This window comes from Sporosarcina jeotgali (assembly GCF_033304595.1).
Taxonomy (GTDB): Bacteria; Bacillota; Bacilli; order Bacillales_A; family Planococcaceae; genus Sporosarcina; species Sporosarcina jeotgali.
Map to the genome: position 1 here is coordinate 355,103 of NZ_CP116341.1, position 19,208 is coordinate 374,310.

The following is a 19,208-nucleotide window of genomic DNA, read 5'->3' on the forward strand; positions in this document are numbered from 1 at the left end:
CTAAATGATTCGTACGATGACAACAGCTGTTAATACGATGAACCAGCTGCAAAATAATCTGGATATCATCGGTAATAATTTATCCAATATAGGCACACACGGTTACCAGTCCAATCAGGCGAGTTTTCAGGAAATGCTGTATCAGCAGTTCAACAATGACAAAGCAGATACAGCGCAGCGCCAAACACCTGAAGGCATCCGATATGGTGTCGGAGCGATGCTGGGTCAAACGCAGATGAACTGGAAAGTGGGAACGCTGCAGCAAACAGGAAGAAACCTGGATTTCGCTCTCACGCAGCCGAAAAACTATTTCAACGTACTCGTGCAAGGTCCAGATGGTCCTGAAACGGTGTATACACGTCAGGGGAACTTCTATCTGTCACCTGGTCAGGGAAACCAGACAGCACTCGTTGACGGCGAAGGAAATGCCGTTGCAGACCGTGCGGGGAATGCGATCACGTTCAATGGTTCTGTAAATTCGTTTGAACTGAAGCCGGATGGCACAGTAGTCGCGAAGTCGGCAGATGGTACGGAGCAGACAGCTGAATTGGCAGTTACCTTAATCGAGCGACCCAACCTGATGACACGCTTGTCCTCGACGCATTTCACACTTCCTGCTAATTTGGATGAACTGAATGTAACGGAAGCCGATATTTTAACAGAAATTACTGGCCCGGACGTCGGTATACAGCAAGGTGCTCTTGAAGGGTCCAATGTTGACTATCAGAAAGAAATGACAGACCTCATCAACGTACAGCGAGCGTATCAATTCAACTCACGCACTGTTTCAATCGCTGATCAGATGCTCGGCCTGGTCAATAATATCCGGTGAGCTAAGTGGGGAGTATTGATATGACAGATGATAAAAGAACGACAGACATCCCGTCCAATTCGCCAGCAGAGCCGAATAAGCCAATTGCCAAAAGTCGAACCGAAGCAAGAGCGACCCATGCAGCAACGGCTCAATCTGCATCCGAAAACGAGCAGATAACGCGCAGTAAACGAAAATCTGAAGCGAAGCCTGTGAAAAAAGAGAAAGCTGTCCAAAAAACACGAGGCAAGCGCAGTGAGAAGACGGAAACCGAAGAAGCGGCGGAAGCAAAGCCGGTCCGCTGGGTTCAAATCCGGATTCTACCAATTTACGTACGCGTTCTTCTGGTGATTGTGCTGCTCGCTGCAGCTGCAGTGCTCGGGGCTTTAATCGGCTATAGCGTCCTTGGGGACGGGGCCGCAGGCGGGATCTTCCAAAAAGATACATGGATGCATATGTTTGATATTATGAGCGGTAAAGAGAAATGAACGAACGATTTCAGGACAACCTAAAAGGAGAATCACTATGCTGACAGCTGAACAAATCCAAGCAATCATTCCGCATCGCTATCCGTTCCTATTGGTTGACCGGATTCTTGAAGTTGAAGAAGGCGTGCGTGCAGTAGGGATCAAAAACGTAAGCATTAACGAAAACTACTTTAACGGTCACTTCCCGGGATACCCGGTTATGCCGGGTGTGCTGATCGTAGAAGCACTGGCGCAAGTCGGAGCTGTTGCGATTTTGCAAAAAGAAGAAAACAAAGGCCGCCTTGCATTTTTTGCGGGAATTGATAATTGCCGGTTCAAACGTCAAGTCGTCCCTGGCGACGTCATTCGTCTTGAAGTGGAAATCACACGTATGCGCGGTTCCATTGGTAAAGGGAAAGCAACAGCGACCGTCGAAGGCGACATCGCATGTGAAGCGGAAATCACATTCGCACTTGGGGCAAAAGAGTGATTTTCGGTTAATAGTTGCATCTGGCAGAAAAATCCGCTAAAATTTTACATAGTGTGTTTACACACTTTGGCGCGTGCAAATTTGCACAATCAGCCAATCAAGCATGCAGTTAACATAGCATGTACATTGTGGGAGGTACTAAACGAGAATGTTCAAAAGTCTTTCACCCAATCTAAAGAGCAGCATCACGAGGTCCATTACACAGACCTTTGAACAATACATGACGGAGATCGAATGGGATCCGGAACGCTATGATATGGCAGATTTCATGAAACGGTGGAGCGCGTACATTACGGAAAAAGCGCTTTGGTATGAGAAAATACCTGATGACGTCAAATACGCGACCCAATTTCACGAAGAAGTTGCAGTCCGTATCAATGAAGTCATAAAAAAAGTGTTAAGTGAGCCGCCATCGGAGGAGCAGATTGCATCGATTCAAAAAATGCAGGAAGCCCTGAATACGCAATTCGTATATGAATGTAAGGCTGAAGCTGCATTCGTTGAGGCAGAACTCAAAAAACGCTACGACGCATAAAAGAAATAATGGATAGTTCCCTTTTTTCAAGCCAAGCTATGTTGGATAGCTATTTGAAAGGAGGGAATTTTCATGTTGAAGAAAGTATTGCCGGCAGCACTTGTTGCAGGGTTCGTACTGGCTGGGTGTGGAACAACTAAGGACGAAATCCCAGACAAAAACGAAACACCGATGGAGGACTTGGACGACCGTATGCATGACGATCGTGATAAGGATTGGACACCGGAGATGGAAGGAAATGCGCCTAATGGTACAACAGGTCCTAATCTGGATGGACTGGAAGAAGATCGTACTGGCGGAGTTAACGAAGGTGTCTTAAACCGAGATGGCGTCGAAGATAACACGCTTGAAGGTGCGGGAAGTGGAGAAGGCGGTACAATTGGGGAAAACAGTACACCGGGAGGCGGAAATAGCGCTGGAACTGGTAACAATGGCGGTTCTCCAAAAGAAGATGACAGAAACATGTCTGGCGGGAAATAATTCATTAGAAAAACCACGGAGAACATTTTCCCGTGGTTTTTCTTTTCGTTCATTTCTTTTTTAAACGAGGTCTCGACCGCATGTCACTTTCAAATCGTTTGAGCAGATCCTGCCCCTCTAACCCCTGGTCCAGCAATTCGCTTAAGAGCTGTTCTGCATATTCAGAACGCTGACGCTTCAAACGGCCTTTTAACAGGACTGAAACGCGGTCTCCTATGTCATGAACGGCATCCACTGCAAGCACAAAGGCAGCCGGTTCGTTTTCGGGATAAGAAATCACTACTTTCGCTTCAATGAGTGCTTCTTCTGCTTTCAACTTTTCAAAACGCTCTTTGTGCGCTGCATCCAAAAACATCTCAAGAATCCACATGCGATGGCTGTTTTCCTGGTTAATAATAATACCGTCATGCATCGGTAAATAGTCGGCTGTATCGCCAGTCAGCAAGCCGAAGGAAATCATTTTAAAAGTCTTCATCCCGTCAGAATCCCCCTTTTTCACCCAGTATACCACAATCGCTTTAATCTTCTTTGAATATGGGGAAAGCCGAATTATCGCTAAAAGAACACAATTTGAAACCCTAGTCCCCCCAACGATAAAAGAGAAATCTTTGAAAAACGTATGTCCTCAAACTTCAGGTTCAGCTTTGAAATTCCCTTCAAATCCTGGAAACCCTCATTTGTCCAATTCCAACCTTATCCGTATGATGAAAGGAATTCAAAGAGAGGAGGGAACCAGGTGAATCATGTAGCACTAGTCGGGAGAATGACCAAAGATCCGGAAGTCCGAATGATTGGGGATGGAAGGATGCAAGCGAACTTTACTCTTGCGGTCAATCGCAGTTTCAAAAACCAGCAAGGCGATGTCGATGCGGATTTCATTTTATGTACCATTTGGGGCAAAACGGCAGAAAACACTGCGAAACATTGTGGCAAAGGATCTTTAATTGGAGTAAGCGGACGTATCCAAACTAGATCATACGAGCGTGAAGACCGGACGAGAGCGTACATCACGCAAGTTGCTGGAGAGGATGTTCGATTCCTTATTACAAAAAAGCCGTCTAACGAAGTACATGCTGCTGCCCAGCCGCAACGATCTTCTTCAGCAGCAGATCATTTTGAATTGCCTTCACAAAATCATGAAAAAGAAACCTTGCCGATTTTCTAATGCGCCCGTCAGATACATAGCGCATTGGGAAAGCAATGATCGAAGGGAGGAATGACAGCAAAAAACAACGGATAAACGATACGCCCATTGCCCATGGAAAGAGCAGTGTGAATGCGTAACGAGGGAGATACAAAGCAAAGAACAGCATCAGCAGGGGTGGGGATTCCTGCTGATCTAAGATGGAAGGTCAAGCAACAACCGTTGTTACAAGTGATCAGGCACAGGTAACAACGAAGCAGTACTCAAGAGGAGTGGTGGTTCCGCCACCAACTAACCGCCATTTTGCTGTCGGATCAGAAGAGACCGCTTCTTAAGTGGTCCGACTGCAAAATCGCCTAAAAGGAGAGAAGCGCATGGATTCAGACCATCAAATCATACTGCGTATGGAATTACAAATTGGACAGCTGATCCGGTTAGTAGCCAATTTGAACGAACGTGTGGATGAACTGGAACAGGAAAAAGGAAATCGCGAAATTCACAGAGTGCTTCAAATCAACCGGACTAATCGCGTATAACTGTTCATTTACATAAAAAAACCGCAAACCACGGGCGTGATTTGCGGATCAAGACTTCCGTTAGCCAAATGACAGCAAGTCATCCAATTCTCCATCGGATAGTTCTGTCAGCCACTGGCTGGATTGGATAAGGTCTGCTGACAATGCAGCTTTCTCCTCAAGCATTTTATCAATTTTTTCTTCAATAGTTCCGATCGTTACGAACTTATGGACATGCACGAACTTTTCTTGGCCAATTCGATATGCACGGTCTGTCGCTTGGTTTTCTACGGCAGGATTCCACCAGCGATCAGCATGCAACACATGATTCGCAGCAGTCAAATTCAGCCCGGTGCCTCCAGCTTTTAACGACAGAATGAAAATCGGGAACTCGCCTTTTTGGAACGCTTCGACAAGGTGATCACGCTGCCCTTTTGGCATACTTCCTGTCAGGAAAGGCACTTCGAATCCATAAAGCTCAGACAGGCATTGGCGAATAAGCTGTCCCATCCCAATATACTGCGTGAAGATTAAACACTGTTCACCATTACCCGCAATTTCTGCGGCCAATTTCACAATCCGCTCCAATTTGTCAGATCTCGACAGCATTTCATCGGCTTGCGTGAACGGTTCTTTCAAGAACAGCGCAGGGTGATTGCACAATTGCTTAAGCCGGCTCAACATTTTCAAAATGAGCCCTTTACGCTCAAATCCAGAGAGTGTCTGCAACTTGAACTTCGTCTCTTCGATGAAGCTCTCATAGATGGCGGCCTGTTCACTTGTAAGCGGAACATACTCATTTTGCTCCAGCTTTTTGGGCAGATTAAGCTGCAAGTCCGGATCACTTTTCGTTCTCCGCAATAAGAATGGGTGGATTTTAGAACGCAACCGACTTTTCGTCCGCTCGTCGTCATCCCGCTCAATCGGAATAATGAAGTCATCCGTGAATTTCCGGAAATTCCCGAAATACCCGCGGTGGATGAAGTCGAAAATTGCCCATAACTCCGCAAGACGGTTCTCGATAGGCGTTCCCGTTAACGCGATATGATGACCACCCCGCAGTTTTCGAATCGCCCTGGACTGCTTCGTTTGCATGTTCTTAATATTTTGCGCTTCATCCAATGTGATGCTCGCAAATGGAAATTCGATAAGGAATTCGCTGTCTTGCGTCGCGGTTCCGTATGTCGTCAGCACAACGTCAGGTTTCTCCTGAGCTAAAAACGCAGTGAACTGATCTTCTTTTAAGCGGCCAGGTCCATAGTGAATGGCCGCTTTCAAAGAAGGTGCAAAGCGTTCCAGCTCTTTCTGCCAGTTACCCAATACACTAGTCGGGCAAATGATGAGTGATGGAGTTGCGTCTGGATCGGAATGCACTTTCAACAAATAACTGATCAGCTGAACCGTTTTCCCGAGTCCCATATCATCAGCAAGACACGCACCGAAATGCTGTTCCCTCATAAACATAAGCCAATTGAAGCCTTCTTGCTGATAAGGCCGCAGCTCAGTTTGCAACGCCTCAGGGATTTTGACAGGAGGCAATCCTTTTTTATCCATAACCTGATCGACATAGCTTCGAAGGGACTGCTGCATCGTAAACGCAAGCAATGGATCCTCATCAAACTCATCGTCTTCACTCGGTACAATTTCTTCAGGGAGCTCCTGGAATAATAAATCTTTAACCGTCCACTCTCCGTTATCTGCTTGCTCCATTAATTCTTTAATGCGCTTTAACCAAGTCGGATCGATGTGGAACCATTCATCTCCCGTGCGGATGAATTCCCGATTTTCATCGACCATCTTTTGGAATGTATCCCGGTCGATTTCATTGCCTGCAAGTGAGAAACTCCAGTCAAACGAAAGAACTTCATCTAGACCGGCAGCTGATTTGTACGATTGAACGCCCGCATCTGTCCGAATCTTCATTTTCGTCTCAGTCACTGTCTTCAGCCAAGACGGCAAAAGAACCGCAAGTCCAAACGACTGGAATAACGGCAGATCATGCTGGATAAACATCCGGACTTCCGGATCGCTCATCGGCATATGGAGAAACGACTGTTCGTTCTCAGGTTCAATGGACTGCAGAAAAGAAATCATTTCAGATTGTTGCTCCGTAATAGCTGCTGCATATGGCTTCAATTTCGCTGGCAGCGCATTTTCGATGGAAGCCGACCGTTTCGATTTAGCCGGTACCCATTGTGTCCCGCGTTCATTCAGAATAACGGTTTCGAGCAACCAGTCTTCCATCCCTTCAGAATCAGGTTCTGTTAACCGAAGCGCAGGGCGGACTGGTATATCGGATTTAGTCTCTCCCGGCCACCCGTATGTTTTTAAATGAGGCAAGAGAGCAGGGACCATGTCAGCATGGACTCCGAGCGTTTGAAACTTGCTGGCAATGGCTTGCTTCGTCAGAAGTGCAGCCGATTCAGAAATGCCCGCTGCGTCACCCGCGAAACGAATAACTTGCTCAGCGTCCGGCTCGGTATAGGCCCACAAGTCTTTTGACAGCCACAGTTTCGCAGCTTCTTCTGCTGCTTCCAATTGCTCGGTATCTCTTTCTGTCGCACCTGTAAATTCAACGAACGGATGACGGTTTCCGCTTAATGCCTGAACCCACTCATGCGGATGCAGCAGGACAGTATTATCTTCGATGGGCACCGTTAATCCGAACAAGGATGTTTCGTCGGCAAAGAAGAAAAAGGAGACAAGTCGATCAGCAGGTATCGCTGTTCCATAGTCATCTGCAGCTGAAATCGCAAAGTTTCCGCGATCTGCAGGCTGGATGGTCAGTTGTAACTCACGTGCGAGTCGATGTGCAGGTCTCATAATTCAAGACTACCCCTCTCCATTTCTTCAACTAAAGCGCGAAGCCGGCGGTACTTATCCCGCACCGTTCGGATGTACCGGTTCCAAAATTCGGTTTGACCGCTTTTTTTGCAGGCAGTGCGCATGCGTTTGAACAGCTTCACTGCGCGGCGGTAGCTTAAGCGGTTCTTTTCGGCGATGAATTGCTGTGCGTAATCATGCAGTAAAGGAAGTGCCGCACCTGGCTGCTCAGCTAGCACAATCTTCAAGTCATCCTGTTCGACACTGTCGTACGGCACGTTGAAGCGGTGTAAAAGCGCCGCCCAATCCGAATACCGTTCCCGTTCGATTAAAAAATTTGAATATCTGGGAATCCCGATTTTTCCATACATGGCGAATACGGCTTCCCGTTCTTCATCAGTAAAATCACCGTTTGCGAGGAGCATGTCGATTTCGTGGGCAGCAGAAAGTTGTTCGCTCCGGCTTTTCTTTTCACTGAAATACCCTTCAATGGACGGATAAAGACCTCTGGCAATGGACGCAGCGGTAGGCGCAAGCGCTTCAGCGAGCGCAAATCTTGCGAGCGTCATCCAGCTGCCGAAGTCAGGATGCTCTTCTTCAGCAAGCGCATTTTCCAGGATGTCACCGCGTCCTTCGATGATGGCAAAATACATTGCGAACAACCGTGCATCAGCAGAAGCATCTTCTGCGAGCTGCAGTTTCTCTGCTTCGCGCTCGCTGCGGTCTATGAACAGCTGCCCCCATATGGCTTCGTAAATGCGGAATCGATATGGGAACAGATCGGTTTGATGGACACAGACGGAATGGACAAGCTCTTTTAACCGTTTCATGAACGGATCCGTTTCAAATAACTTTGGCTTGTTACTGAACGTCCCTGCTAATTTTTCAATATCGGAGATCTGATCATTAAGCCAAGTCGTGACTTGCCACGTCCCATAAGAATGTTGGGATTGACCGGATGAAAGTATAGAAGCGGCATACTCAAAAGCCGAATCCACTAAGTGCAGGCGATAGAATAAGTCGAAAAGCGGCTTCCACTCGTATTCAAACGGCATAAGCGGTTTGACACGATTCTCAATTTCCGCACATTCATATGTGAACACAGATGAGTTGGTCGATAAGGTAAGTTTACGAAGCGGGGCAGTGACCCGTGTCAAAACGGATTCCCACGCTTCAGGCGTACGCTCTGTAACTTTTAAGGCAAGCTGTTCTTTTACAGAAGTCCGCCATTCTTGAAACCACTCGGTTAATGAATGGAATTGAGAGTACAGGTCAAAGACGACCGTAAGCTGGTGGACGCAGCGTTCCTTGCGACCGCATGTGCAGCTTAACGTTTGCTCCTCGAACGAAAATCGTACAAATTCGGAAGCACGGTCATTGAGTTGTGCGAGGACTTCTCCGTCATCCTGAGAATAACGGTATGAAGAGATTGCCCCTCTTCTCACAGCAGTAATGGCGTTTCGGATGATCTCGGACTGGTCCGGATTATCGGGTCTAAATGTATAGTGGACATCATTCATCATCTTCTCGATTTCTCGTTCATGCAAATACGAAATACGTTCTGCAGCGACGCGCAAAATAAAACCACTCCCTAGACAAAGCATTCTTTCTATTATACATCAGTTCAGTGACCTTCGTAAATCATCACATACAGGAATCGAAAAAACATTTTAATCGTTATTACCTTATTCTATAAAAAAGGAGTGAACAGTTATTTCTGGACAAATGATCGTCTACATCCCGGGTTTGAGAAAACTGATTGCGAATCGGGAGAGTCTGTTGCAGACGAAACTGAAACCTGCGAGTTCGGCTGGAATTATCGATGTGCGAGAGCGTCAGACGATGTATATTATTTCGGCAACGGTAGGGGAGTCGTTTTTTGACTCGATTACAGTAGACTATTCAAGAGATACGATTACATTTAATCAGGTGAACCGATCGAATAGGCTGCTGGCGGAAGCTGTAAAAAAGGCATTGCGCGAATTTGGTATTGAAGAATTTCTGCCGCACAGCTTGTCCTTTTGCATGTTTTCACCTAATAATAACAAGGAATAAGCAATTAGCGAAATAGCCTCTCTCTCCGTAACATATAGTTACTTAAGTCAGGCATTTATCATTCACAAATAGAGCTCGGTTGTGATAAACTATAAATAATCGGAATATTCAAATTCGGAGGGGATTCAGATGCTATCAGTGAAACGAATGACTCCATTTTATACGAGTAAAGAAGATTTCCGTCTGCGACTAGTATTTGCATATCAGTACTTTTCGATTCTGAAAGGTCAAGAAGTCTTTCAATTTGTCCCGATTGAAGGGAAAGAAATCGTCATCAACATGAAAAGCCTGCAAGTCGAAAACTTAGGAGAGGTATTCGTTTTTCAGCGAGGCAGCCGGTTCATCCGATTACCGCTGTACCAATTGTTGCTGATTTCCGACTTGCACCTTCACTTATCAGGCGTATTAGAAGGCATCTTCCACCTGGCCCCGGAATTATCTGAACCGCAAGCACGTGAAATTGAGCAGCTGATTGGTGAATTGGAATTGGAGAACCGATTGCGTATGATTGATTATGCCTTGGAAAACAACGATAAAGCACTGTTCACTGAACTGACGGAAGGAATGCGCACACCGAATGTACAAACTGAATAACGCCACGTAAAAAAACACCTATCATTTGTTAAGAGATAGGTGTTTTTTAATGGATTTTTATGATTGGGTTTCTCATTATAGTCCAGTAAAAATGAATAATAGCACGACGAATAATGCTGATCCAGTTAGACCAAATGCAATATCTTGCCAAGACATATATACCATTTTTCGAGTTTGAGTATTATTTTCCATTGTACTCCGCTCCTTTTGTCGATTTCCCGGGAAATAACGCGCTATTTCCGGAAAGAATAATCCGTGATGTATGGAGTATAGTCAACTTGCTTACTAGTTATTCATTACCCACTTTAGGGGCACTTAGAAACACATTTCTAAAATTAAGTCTATCAATTTGTCTTTTATCGAATGTTTCCCACATGAAATCTTTGCAAATCTTGTAGATTTTGCTAAAGTAGAGCATAGGAAGTTATTATCAAAAATCCGTTTCCATCTTTGACAAGAAAGGAATTATCCCATGTTTTTCAACTTTTCGTTCTGGCGCTATGTAACGAATCCCTCACAACTCTCGATGAATCACCAAAGTTCGGCAATGCGCGGATTCAACTTACGAATTGTCTTCCTTTTTCTTTCTGGAATCGTAATCTTTGCATTACGTGACATATGGGGAATGACAACCGAATCTCTTAGCCCTATGCTTGCACTTGCAACAGATGGTGATTATACCATTGCGCGGTTTGTTTCCGTGATTGGTGCTATTTTATGGGCAGTACTCTACATAGCTTTTCATCTGTTCTTTGTTTCTTATATCCTTGGCCTGTTAACATCGATTCCGGTTCGTCGGATTGTGCCGCTTCAATTACTGGTTACCGGTGTGTTACTTATTGAAAAAGCACTTGTCTTCCTTGTGTTCACAGTAAAAGGGGAAGCGACAAATGTTTCATTTCTATCATTTGGTCCGCTGACTGCAACATTTTCGGACACATGGTTTTTAGTCATGTTCCTCAATCAGTTAACGATCATCTCTGCGCTCATCGTGAGTTTGCAGTTCAGTTTCATCCGGTCCTACACAAAAACGATGAACTGGAAAAGTCTGCTCGCAGTTCTTATCGGATTGCAGATCGTATTCGCTTTGCTGACAACGGCAATCGGGTACATTCCATTTGAACGCCTCTTCAACTATGTCACGTCAGGAGGCGCTTCATCATGAACAAAACTACAAATGCAGTAATTGCGGTTGTTGTCAGTGTTTTTGTCGCACTGAATCTTTACTTGATGTACTCGGATAAAAGTGTAATTCCGAAGTCAGTATATGTGAGCGACTACGAACGTATGTCAGCAAAAGAATATAAAGAAGTATTGCCGAAAGAAGGGCTTGTTGCGCCAGCTGAAACGTTCACAGTGTATACGAACGACAGCAATGCAATTGACACGTGGCTCGTACGTGAAGGCGATGCGGTGACGACTGGTGAGGAACTTGCGCGTCTGCAGACAGAACAAGCGGACGGTCAACGTGCCGTTTGGGAGTCTGAAAAAGAAGCGCTGCTCACTCAGCAAAATACAATCCGTTCGACAATTTCCGATTTAGAATCAGGAGATAAGACAAATAGCTCGAATTCATCCAAATCAGACCGGACTAAAACAGATGATGATACGAAAGTAGAGTTAAATGTCGATGTGAAAGTGGATGTTAACCAAACTGGATCTTATGCGCAAGCGGTCGCAGAAGCAAAACGGGATCTTGCAGATACGGAACGCCGACTGAAAGTAGTCGAATCCCAGTTAGAGCAAAACTCTGCAAGTCCAGCGCTGATCAGTCCGACAGATGGAGTCGTTGCACGCATTACGAGTGATAGCGATCAGCCGAAAATCATCATTTACAGCAATGAACAAGTGGTTGAAACGTACGCAGAAGACGAAGAGTGGAGCCGACTTGCGAACGGAGATCCAGCAGTGTTGGATGCAAAAGGCACAGAAGGTACGCTGGAAGGTTCTGTCGAATCGATTGATCAAGTCCCTGCAACACCCAACGAATTTTTGAAGGCGTACAAAGCGCTTGCGGATAAGAAGGTTACCAATCCTTTAGCCTATTACCGAGTTCGTTTGAATGCGAATGAAGGAGAAGTACCAGCTCCATTTGGAACACATGTAAACACAGTCATCACGACAAATGTTGCGCAAAACGCCGCAGCAGTCCGTACAAAATGGCTTACGGGCGCAGGCACGGATCAGGCACTTGTATGGCGACTGGATGAAAAGGGATATGCAGCCTCGACAGGAGTTGCGACGCCGTTTGAGTATCTCAATCGCACGGTTGTCTCAGAAGGTCTCGCTTCAGGGGATGTTGTGGTTCACAACAAATCCATCCGTGATCACGAAAGTGCGCCCCGTGTATTCTTCCCGATGCCTTTAGATATGCCGGCAAAAGCTGAATGGAAAGCATTTGGCTGGAAAAACTACTTTAAAGTGCTGTTGTTAAAACAGCCGTAAACCATTGACACGCAAAATTCATAAAAATAGTCCGTTTTGACAGTGAAACTGTTGAATCGGATTATTTTTATATAGTATTATGAAAACGATACCATGTAGATTTCAGAACACTGCAGCTAACCAATAGTCGGTATTTTATTGGAATTTAAAATAAATCTTGAATTCAGGAATACTTTTTAGAAAATGGGGAAATAGAAAGTTATTATACTAAGGGACGTGCAACTTATGGAGACTCAAAGAAAGATTGTCCAGGCGCTCTTGAATCAGCAGCCGATGCAGAAAAACATTCGTGTCAGAAAACAATCGAAAAGCAGCAATTATATAACAACAGAAGATTGTCATCAGGATTACGTAGTACTGGATTTTGAAACAACCGGAATGCGCGCAGGTGCAGATAAAATAATCAGTGTACTGGCAATCCGTTATGAAAACCATATTGAACAGGAGCGATTTGAATCGCTGGTAAATCCTCAACGGCATATTCCATTGGAAGTGACGCAACGGACAGGGTTATCGAATGAAGAGATCACAGCTTCACCGATTATGGAGGATGTGATTCAACCCTTAATTTCTTATATCGGGGAGTTGCCGATTGTCATCCATGACAGCTCTTTTGAAATGGGTTTTTTAGAGTCACTTCATGATTTCTCACTTATTCATTTACCTAAATATACCGTAGTAGATACAACGAAATTAGCGCGACAAGTAGCAAGTCAGTTAACGGATGTAGAAAAAATGAAAAAGTTAGCTTTTTTGCTCGGCACCAAGCAAGAATCCATGAGCGGCATAACTGACTGTCGTGCGACTGCGAATATTTATCAGTATTGCTGTAAGGTCAACGATGAATTGAATAATTGCTAATAAAGAAAACACTTCGTAATCGTGCGAAGTGTTTTTTTTGGGGGGGTGAGAAGGGAGAAGCTGATTATTTGGCTAAGCGCTCCATTCAGCGGGGGAAGCGCTCGTTACCGCCGGCTAAGCGCTCGATTCAGCCAAGTAACCGCTCGTTGCCGCCGGCTAACCGCTCCATTCAGCGGAGTAAGCGCTCGTTGCTGCCGGCTAAGCGCTCGATCCAGCCAAGTAAGCGCCCGATACCGCCACCGAACCGCTCCATTCCCGCGGCAATATACTTCCTCCAATCCACTTCCGATCTCGCGACCAATCCATCTTTCCCCGAGCAAAACCAAGACTGATTGGTGTGCTCCGCTACGCTACGCATTTAGGGATAAAAGAATGAGAGCTTGCAATGGTTCGCCGGGCTATCGTCCATGGACCCGCTCGTTTGGCTAAGCGCTCGATACCGCCGGCTAACCGCTCGATCCGGTCAAGTAACCGCTCGTTGCTGCCAGCTAAGCGCTCGATTCAGCCAAGTAAGCGCTCGTTGTCGCCGGCTAAGCGCTCCATCCAGCCAAGTACTCGCTCGTTGCACCGCCAAGCAACCCGCCCATACCCAAAATAAACCCCAAAAAACTCACCCCGCCAAATGACCTATACCACCTTAATCAGACATACATCACGGAATCCGAAATATCATCCACTTCCAACGAACTACTCCACATGACCCAAACGAATGCCTATTGAACGATTTTTCTGAAAATGGTGTCAAATCATGTAAACCTCGCCATTAAGCCATTCTCATATCTTCTAAACTATGATATTGTCATTCTGTCACTTAATTTAGTTAAGTCTGACAACAAAAGTTTAAGGGGGAAGAAGAATTGACCAATAAGAAATTCACGAGATTTCTCAGTACATTTCTAACACTCATCATGGTCCTTTCGCTTGTTCTGCCGTTTTCAAGCACTGCCAACGCAGCGCTGTTGAAACAGCCGTTCAAGCCGAATCCGCAAGATGAAAGTGTGCTCCAGCAAAAAGCTGCGATTGCACAGCAGACAAGCTTGCTGGAAGGGGATGCCAAGCTCCATAAAGATCTGCAGGATCTCTCTGGCAGCCAGGAAGTCCCTGTTATCATTCATTTATCCGAAAGCTCGGTCGGTTTGGAACAAGGGATTCAGAAGCTCAATGGGAAAAAGATGAGCCAAGCTGAAGTCACACAAAAAAAGAAAGATATTAAAACTCAGCAAAACACAACTCGAAAAGAAATGACGATCAAAAACGTCAAATTCGACCAAGTTTACGCATACGATACAGTCCTCAACGGTCTCTCCGGTACAGTCAAAGCGAACGACCTCAAGAAACTCCTAACTATTAGCGGCGTGAAATACGTCGAACCCGATACAACTGTCTATGCTTCTGAAGGTCTTCAAAAAGTAGACCCGAAACTAGATGCGAAAATGGACACAAGCATTCCATTCTTAGGCATTAACAAGCTTTGGGAAGAAGGAATTGAAGGACAAGGCGTCAAAGTTGCCGTCCTCGATACGGGCATTGACTCTTCTCATCCTGATTTGAAAGCGGTTTATAAAGGCGGTAAAAACTTCGTTCCTCACACAGACGGCGAGTATGCACGTCCGCGCGCAGATGACGACGGTTCTGAAACGTCACCGCTCGATCGTCCAGCAAACAAACCAGAAGTGAACGAGAAAGGAAGCACTTTCTACACAACTCACGGAACGCACGTAGCTGGAACAATCGCTGCACAAGGCAACAACGCATTCGGCATCAAAGGAATCGCACCGAAAGTTGACCTTTACTCGTATCGCGTTCTTGGCGCATACGGAAGCGGTTCAACTTCAGGCATCATCAAAGCAATCGACACAGCAGTAATCGAAAAAATCGATGTTATCAACCTATCGCTCGGCGGCGGTGCAAACTCTGAAACGGACGGCGCATCATTTGCCATCAACAACGCAATGCTTGCAGGAACGATTTCTGTGGTTGCGACAGGAAACTCAGGTCCGAACCGCGGAACAATGGGAACTCCTGCGACATCACGTCTAGGAATCGCAGTTGGTAATACAACAAACCCTGAAACACATTTCAAAGCGAACGTAAACGTAACAGCGGGAGACTTCACATATAGCAAAGTGAATGACCTGATGGCAACAACATTCGGTAAAGACGTAGAAACACAATTGACAGGCGACTTCGATCTAGTTGCAGTCCCTGGCGTAGGTGCTGAAAAAGACTACGCAGGTCTGAATGTAACTGGCAAAGTGGCACTCGTTTCCCGCGGAGAAATTGCGTTTGTCGATAAAGTCGCAGCGGCTAAAGAAAAAGGCGCAGCAGCGATTATCGTCCACAACTTTGCTGGCGGTACAAACGCACCGAACAAATCAGATGTATTCCTAGGGGATGCGTTCGAATTCATCCCGACATTTGATATGTCCGTAACAGACGGCGATGCTCTTCGCGCAGCTTTAGCAGCAGCGCCAGGAACGATCTCATTCGATCAATTCTCAAGCGTTAAAACAACAGGCGATGCAGTCAACGATTCAAGTTCACGCGGTCCATCCACACCGAACTTTGACATTAAGCCTGACGTATCAGCGCCTGGTACAAACATCATGTCCACAATTCCAATGTACGGGAACGACTTCCCGGACGCAGATTACAGCGAAGCCTACTCACGCAAGACAGGAACTTCCATGGCAACTCCGCACATTGCGGGAATTGCAGCACTCGTGAAACAAGCGAATCCGGCATGGAACGCATTTGACGTAAAAGTAGCGCTTTCGAACACAGCAACCATTCTTGATACGAAGAAATATGACGTCTTCGCTCAAGGTGCAGGACGCGTAGATGCTTACAAAGCAGCACACGCAGACGTTTTAGCATACGCAATCGACACAGCGAATAACGACGGCACAGAAGTTGAAAACTTAAAAGGAACAGTAACATTCGGTCCTCAAAAGTTGGATAAAGACCTATCCGTCACGAAGAAAATAAAAGTAAAAGATTTGAAATCAGCTGGCGGCGACTATAGCGTTTCTGTTGACGTGACAAAAGGATTTGGAGACGCGAAACTGACAGTCGACAAACCTGAATTCACATTGAATGGCGAACAAACGCTCAACGTCACGCTGACGGCATCTAAAGCAACGACAAAAGCTGGAGATGAAATTCTCGGCTACATCCACATTAAAGGCAATGGTAAAGATCTTTCATTGCCATTCGCTGCTGACTTCGGCGGCGCAGCTGCAGTTGCCGTAAAAGACATGAAAATTACAGAAACAGACCTTTCATTCGACGGTGACGGCGTGAAAGACGAAGCAGTTCTTTCATTCACAATCACAGGTGATGTAGGTGCGAACTATATTGAACTCTGGAATATCATGGATCCAACAGGTGGTGAATTTGAAGATGGTTACATTGGATACTTACATGCAGGTACTGAATTAGACGCAGGATCTTACACACTTCCAGTCAAGGGTGCCTATAAGCCATGGGGTGGAACTGGGGAAGCGCAGATCCCGGACGGCTTGTATACAATTGACTTTACAGCTGATCCGAAGTCAGGCAGTCCTAAGACAATCTCTGCTTACGTTGGACCCGTTGTCGTGAAATCGACAGCAGGCACAATCGAAGGATCCGTTGCAGACGGAAAAGCTTCTGGTAAAGTCATCGACAAGTACGTAGATTACCAGAAAGAACTTGTGAAATTCGGAATGGGCTATGACATCAACACAAAACTTGCAGCAACATACGAAGTGACAGCAGGGGGAACAGTTGTTAACTCTGGTGCGGTTAAACTTGAACAGGATGGTTCATTCGCATTCAACCTTCCAACGTTTGATAAAACCAAAAATAACGTCACTGTGAAATATGCAGACGCTGCAGGCAACAAAGCAGAACAAGTCATCTACACAGCAGTCGACACAGTTTCAGTTTCTGTGGATCAATCCGCACTTGACTTGAAAGCGGGCGACACGGCTCAGCTTCTAGTGATTGAAACAACAACGAAGCCAGACGGCACATCAACTGTCCGCGACGTAACAGCAAGTGCAACATTCGCTTCAAGCGATGCTGCTGTTGCAACAGTTGCAGGCGGGAAAGTTACTGCAATCGCTGCAGGTAAAGCGGGCATCACAGTCACTTTCAACGACTTCACGCAAACGGTTCCTGTGACAGTTACAGCTGAACCTGTGAAAGAAGAAGTCAGCTACGCACTGAACAAGAAAGAACTATCACTTGGGGTTGGTCAGCAAGAACAGCTGATCATCACTGAAACGAAAGTAAAAGCTGATGGCACAGTCGTGAAAACAGACGTAACGCCAACAGTAAGTTTCAACGTAGTGGATAACTCAATCGCGACAGTTCACCAAGGTCTTGTAACTGGGCACAAAGCAGGAAAAACGCAAGTCCGCGTCATGATCCCGGGACAAGATACACGCTTCGTTTATCTAGAAGTGAAAGATCTTCCTCAAGACACAGTGACGTATTCGGTGAATAAAAACGCGCTGAAACTAGGCGTTGGTCAGCAAGAACAATTGACAATTACAAAAACGACAGTGAAGCCGGACGGCACGGTCGTCGAAAAAGACTTCACACCATCCACAAGCTTCAACGTAGTGAATAACAAAATCGCAACAGTTTCAAAAGGACTTGTCACTGCACACAAAGCTGGTAAAACACAAGTCCGCGTGATGATTCCGGGAGAAGACACGATCTTCGTTTACATTGAAGTCGTCACACCACCCCAAAACATCGTCACATACTCTGTCAATAAAACCGACGTGAAAATGCAAGTGAATCAGCAAACACAACTAAAAGTAACAGAAAAGACAGTAACGCCAGATGGCAAAATCACTGAAAAAGACGTAACGGGCGCTAGCAGCTACAGCGTCGTCAACAACAAAATCGCAACTGTTAAAAAAGGGTTAATCAGCGCGCTGACACCTGGCAAAACGCAAGTGAAAGTTGTCTTGCCGAACGGTGAAAGCCTCCTCGTCTATTTGACAGTTAAAGGCGAGCCCGCTCCAATCATTACGTATTCACTGGATAAACATAGTGTCTCCTTGAAAGCGGGGGACACAGCGTCTGTCCAGCTTGTTGAAACAACAACGAAGGCAGACGGCACGTCAACTACAAAAGACGTAACCACAAACGCAGCTTACCAGTCCAATAATGCGAACGTCGCAAAAGTATTCCAAGGTAAAATCACAGCAATCGGAGCAGGAGACGCAGAAATCAGCGTCACTCTCGGCGACTTCACAACGACTGTTAAAGTTCACGTGGAAGCCGCTGCACCGAAGGCAGTAACAGTAACTGAAGAGATGATTGCTTCATTCATCGGAGACAAAAAAGCGAAACAGATCATCGTTGATGTACCTGCAGCAGCGGGCACAATGGACGTGGAATTCTCGAAAGTAGTATTGAAGCAAATCGAGAAGTCTGGCAAAGATCTTGTCCTGAAAGCAGGCAACGCAGCGTACACATTTGAAGACGATGCAGTGGAAGAATTGCTGAGCCGCGCAGGCGACGCAGTGATCACACTTGGCACATCTTCATCGGCTAACGTGAAAAATGCCGTCACAGATGTCTACTCAATCGAATTTTCAAAAGGCACAGCAGCTCAGAAATCAGCTGTTAAAAAGTTCGAAGAAGAAATCTCAGTGGCAATTCAATTGGATGAAGCAACAGCGAAACAGTTGAAGAAAGCAGAAGTCCTCAACGTAAGCACAAACAAGTCTTCAAAAGTCAAAGTGAAAAAGAACGAAGTGCAGTTTGAAATCGAAGCTGCCGGAAGCTACGTAATCGTACAGAAGTAAGGTAAAAGGCTGCCCTCCCTCAGGCAGCCTTTTTGCATGCGCTCGAATGTGCCGGTCAACCGCTCGATCCCGCCGCCGAAGCGCTCCATTCATCCGAGTAAGCGCTCGTTGCCGCCGGCCAAGCGCTCCATTCAGCCAAGTAAGCGCTCGATCCCACCGGCTAAGCGCTCCATTCAGC

17 protein-coding genes are annotated in these 19,208 nt (G+C 46.0%); 13 read left to right on the forward strand and 4 right to left on the reverse strand.

The window, feature by feature from the left end:
* Window positions 1-4: 4 nt before the first annotated feature.
* The 5 genes from PGH26_RS01800 to PGH26_RS01820 all read left to right on the forward strand — a co-directional run bounded on the left by PGH26_RS01800 (window position 5) and on the right by PGH26_RS01820 (window position 2,783).
* On the forward strand, window positions 5-832 hold the full coding sequence (locus tag PGH26_RS01800; protein WP_323692327.1) for a flagellar hook-basal body protein: 828 nt from the start codon (window positions 5-7) through the stop codon (window positions 830-832).
* Window positions 833-852: 20 nt separating this feature from the next.
* Window positions 853-1,299 (forward strand): DNA-directed RNA polymerase subunit beta, encoded by a 447-nt coding sequence (locus PGH26_RS01805; protein ID WP_323692328.1) that lies wholly within the window; start codon window positions 853-855, stop codon window positions 1,297-1,299.
* Window positions 1,300-1,336: 37 nt separating this feature from the next.
* On the forward strand, window positions 1,337-1,768 hold the full coding sequence (gene fabZ, locus PGH26_RS01810; RefSeq protein ID WP_323692329.1) for a 3-hydroxyacyl-ACP dehydratase FabZ: 432 nt from the start codon (window positions 1,337-1,339) through the stop codon (window positions 1,766-1,768).
* Window positions 1,769-1,916: 148 nt separating this feature from the next.
* Complete coding sequence (locus PGH26_RS01815; protein WP_323692330.1) at window positions 1,917-2,303, forward strand: hypothetical protein; 387 nt, start codon at window positions 1,917-1,919, stop codon at window positions 2,301-2,303.
* A gap of 72 nt (window positions 2,304-2,375) precedes the next feature.
* A complete protein-coding gene (locus tag PGH26_RS01820) occupies window positions 2,376-2,783 on the forward strand; it encodes a hypothetical protein (protein WP_323692331.1) in 408 nt (135 codons plus the stop codon).
* Window positions 2,784-2,832: 49 nt separating this feature from the next.
* Here the strand turns inward: PGH26_RS01820 and PGH26_RS01825 are convergent, their stop codons facing one another.
* A complete protein-coding gene (locus PGH26_RS01825; protein ID WP_323692332.1) occupies window positions 2,833-3,258 on the reverse strand; it encodes a YwpF family protein in 426 nt (141 codons plus the stop codon).
* Between the two features lie 261 nt (window positions 3,259-3,519).
* On the opposite strand from PGH26_RS01825, the gene PGH26_RS01830 reads away from it, so the two are divergent.
* On the forward strand, window positions 3,520-3,948 hold the full coding sequence (locus PGH26_RS01830; RefSeq protein WP_323692333.1) for a single-stranded DNA-binding protein: 429 nt from the start codon (window positions 3,520-3,522) through the stop codon (window positions 3,946-3,948).
* Window positions 3,949-4,301: 353 nt separating this feature from the next.
* Entirely contained in the window at window positions 4,302-4,463 is a 162-nt protein-coding gene (locus tag PGH26_RS01835) for a hypothetical protein (protein ID WP_323692334.1), read from the forward strand.
* A gap of 60 nt (window positions 4,464-4,523) precedes the next feature.
* On the opposite strand, the gene PGH26_RS01840 is transcribed toward PGH26_RS01835, so the two are convergent.
* Both PGH26_RS01840 and PGH26_RS01845 read right to left on the reverse strand, forming a co-directional pair.
* Window positions 4,524-7,265, reverse strand: coding sequence for a DEAD/DEAH box helicase (locus PGH26_RS01840; protein ID WP_323692335.1), 2,742 nt, complete (start codon window positions 7,263-7,265; stop codon window positions 4,524-4,526).
* A complete protein-coding gene (locus PGH26_RS01845) occupies window positions 7,262-8,842 on the reverse strand; it encodes a hypothetical protein (protein ID WP_323692336.1) in 1,581 nt (526 codons plus the stop codon). The genes PGH26_RS01840 and PGH26_RS01845 overlap by 4 nt, the downstream gene beginning before the upstream one ends.
* A 202-nt stretch (window positions 8,843-9,044) precedes the next feature.
* Between PGH26_RS01845 and PGH26_RS01850 the strand changes: the two genes are divergently transcribed.
* From PGH26_RS01850 to PGH26_RS01870, 5 genes are all read left to right on the forward strand, one after another.
* Window positions 9,045-9,320 (forward strand): hypothetical protein, encoded by a 276-nt coding sequence (locus PGH26_RS01850; protein WP_323692337.1) that lies wholly within the window; start codon window positions 9,045-9,047, stop codon window positions 9,318-9,320.
* A 129-nt stretch (window positions 9,321-9,449) separates the two neighbouring features.
* Window positions 9,450-9,914, forward strand: a complete 465-nt coding sequence (locus PGH26_RS01855; RefSeq protein ID WP_323692338.1) for an IDEAL domain-containing protein — start codon at window positions 9,450-9,452, stop codon at window positions 9,912-9,914.
* A 472-nt stretch (window positions 9,915-10,386) separates the two neighbouring features.
* The gene (locus tag PGH26_RS01860) at window positions 10,387-11,079 is read left to right on the forward strand and encodes a hypothetical protein (RefSeq protein WP_323692339.1); all 693 of its coding nucleotides are present in this window, start codon (window positions 10,387-10,389) and stop codon (window positions 11,077-11,079) included.
* Window positions 11,076-12,359, forward strand: a complete 1,284-nt coding sequence (locus tag PGH26_RS01865) for an efflux RND transporter periplasmic adaptor subunit (protein WP_323692340.1) — start codon at window positions 11,076-11,078, stop codon at window positions 12,357-12,359. Before PGH26_RS01860 ends, PGH26_RS01865 begins: the two co-directional genes overlap by 4 nt.
* Window positions 12,360-12,584: 225 nt before the next feature.
* Entirely contained in the window at window positions 12,585-13,220 is a 636-nt protein-coding gene (locus PGH26_RS01870) for an exonuclease domain-containing protein (RefSeq protein ID WP_323692341.1), read from the forward strand.
* A gap of 104 nt (window positions 13,221-13,324) precedes the next feature.
* Here the strand turns inward: PGH26_RS01870 and PGH26_RS01875 are convergent, their stop codons facing one another.
* Entirely contained in the window at window positions 13,325-13,546 is a 222-nt protein-coding gene (locus PGH26_RS01875; RefSeq protein ID WP_323692342.1) for a hypothetical protein, read from the reverse strand.
* Window positions 13,547-14,077: 531 nt separating this feature from the next.
* On the opposite strand from PGH26_RS01875, the gene PGH26_RS01880 reads away from it, so the two are divergent.
* Window positions 14,078-19,030, forward strand: coding sequence for a S8 family serine peptidase (locus tag PGH26_RS01880; RefSeq protein WP_323692343.1), 4,953 nt, complete (start codon window positions 14,078-14,080; stop codon window positions 19,028-19,030).
* Window positions 19,031-19,208 lie beyond the last annotated feature (178 nt).

Bases quoted from the DNA above. Each gene is read 5' to 3' on its own strand.
- PGH26_RS01800 (WP_323692327.1), top strand. From the start codon at position 5: ATGATTCGTACGATGACAACAGCTGTTAATACGATGAACCAGCTGCAA.
- PGH26_RS01805 (WP_323692328.1), top strand. From the start codon at position 853: ATGACAGATGATAAAAGAACGACAGACATCCCGTCCAATTCGCCAGCA.
- fabZ (WP_323692329.1), top strand. From the start codon at position 1,337: ATGCTGACAGCTGAACAAATCCAAGCAATCATTCCGCATCGCTATCCG.
- PGH26_RS01815 (WP_323692330.1), top strand. From the start codon at position 1,917: ATGTTCAAAAGTCTTTCACCCAATCTAAAGAGCAGCATCACGAGGTCC.
- PGH26_RS01820 (WP_323692331.1), top strand. From the start codon at position 2,376: ATGTTGAAGAAAGTATTGCCGGCAGCACTTGTTGCAGGGTTCGTACTG.
- PGH26_RS01825 (WP_323692332.1), bottom strand. From the start codon at position 3,258: ATGAAGACTTTTAAAATGATTTCCTTCGGCTTGCTGACTGGCGATACA.
- PGH26_RS01835 (WP_323692334.1), top strand. From the start codon at position 4,302: ATGGATTCAGACCATCAAATCATACTGCGTATGGAATTACAAATTGGA.
- PGH26_RS01840 (WP_323692335.1), bottom strand. From the start codon at position 7,265: ATGAGACCTGCACATCGACTCGCACGTGAGTTACAACTGACCATCCAG.
- PGH26_RS01855 (WP_323692338.1), top strand. From the start codon at position 9,450: ATGCTATCAGTGAAACGAATGACTCCATTTTATACGAGTAAAGAAGAT.
- PGH26_RS01860 (WP_323692339.1), top strand. From the start codon at position 10,387: ATGTTTTTCAACTTTTCGTTCTGGCGCTATGTAACGAATCCCTCACAA.
- PGH26_RS01865 (WP_323692340.1), top strand. From the start codon at position 11,076: ATGAACAAAACTACAAATGCAGTAATTGCGGTTGTTGTCAGTGTTTTT.
- PGH26_RS01870 (WP_323692341.1), top strand. From the start codon at position 12,585: ATGGAGACTCAAAGAAAGATTGTCCAGGCGCTCTTGAATCAGCAGCCG.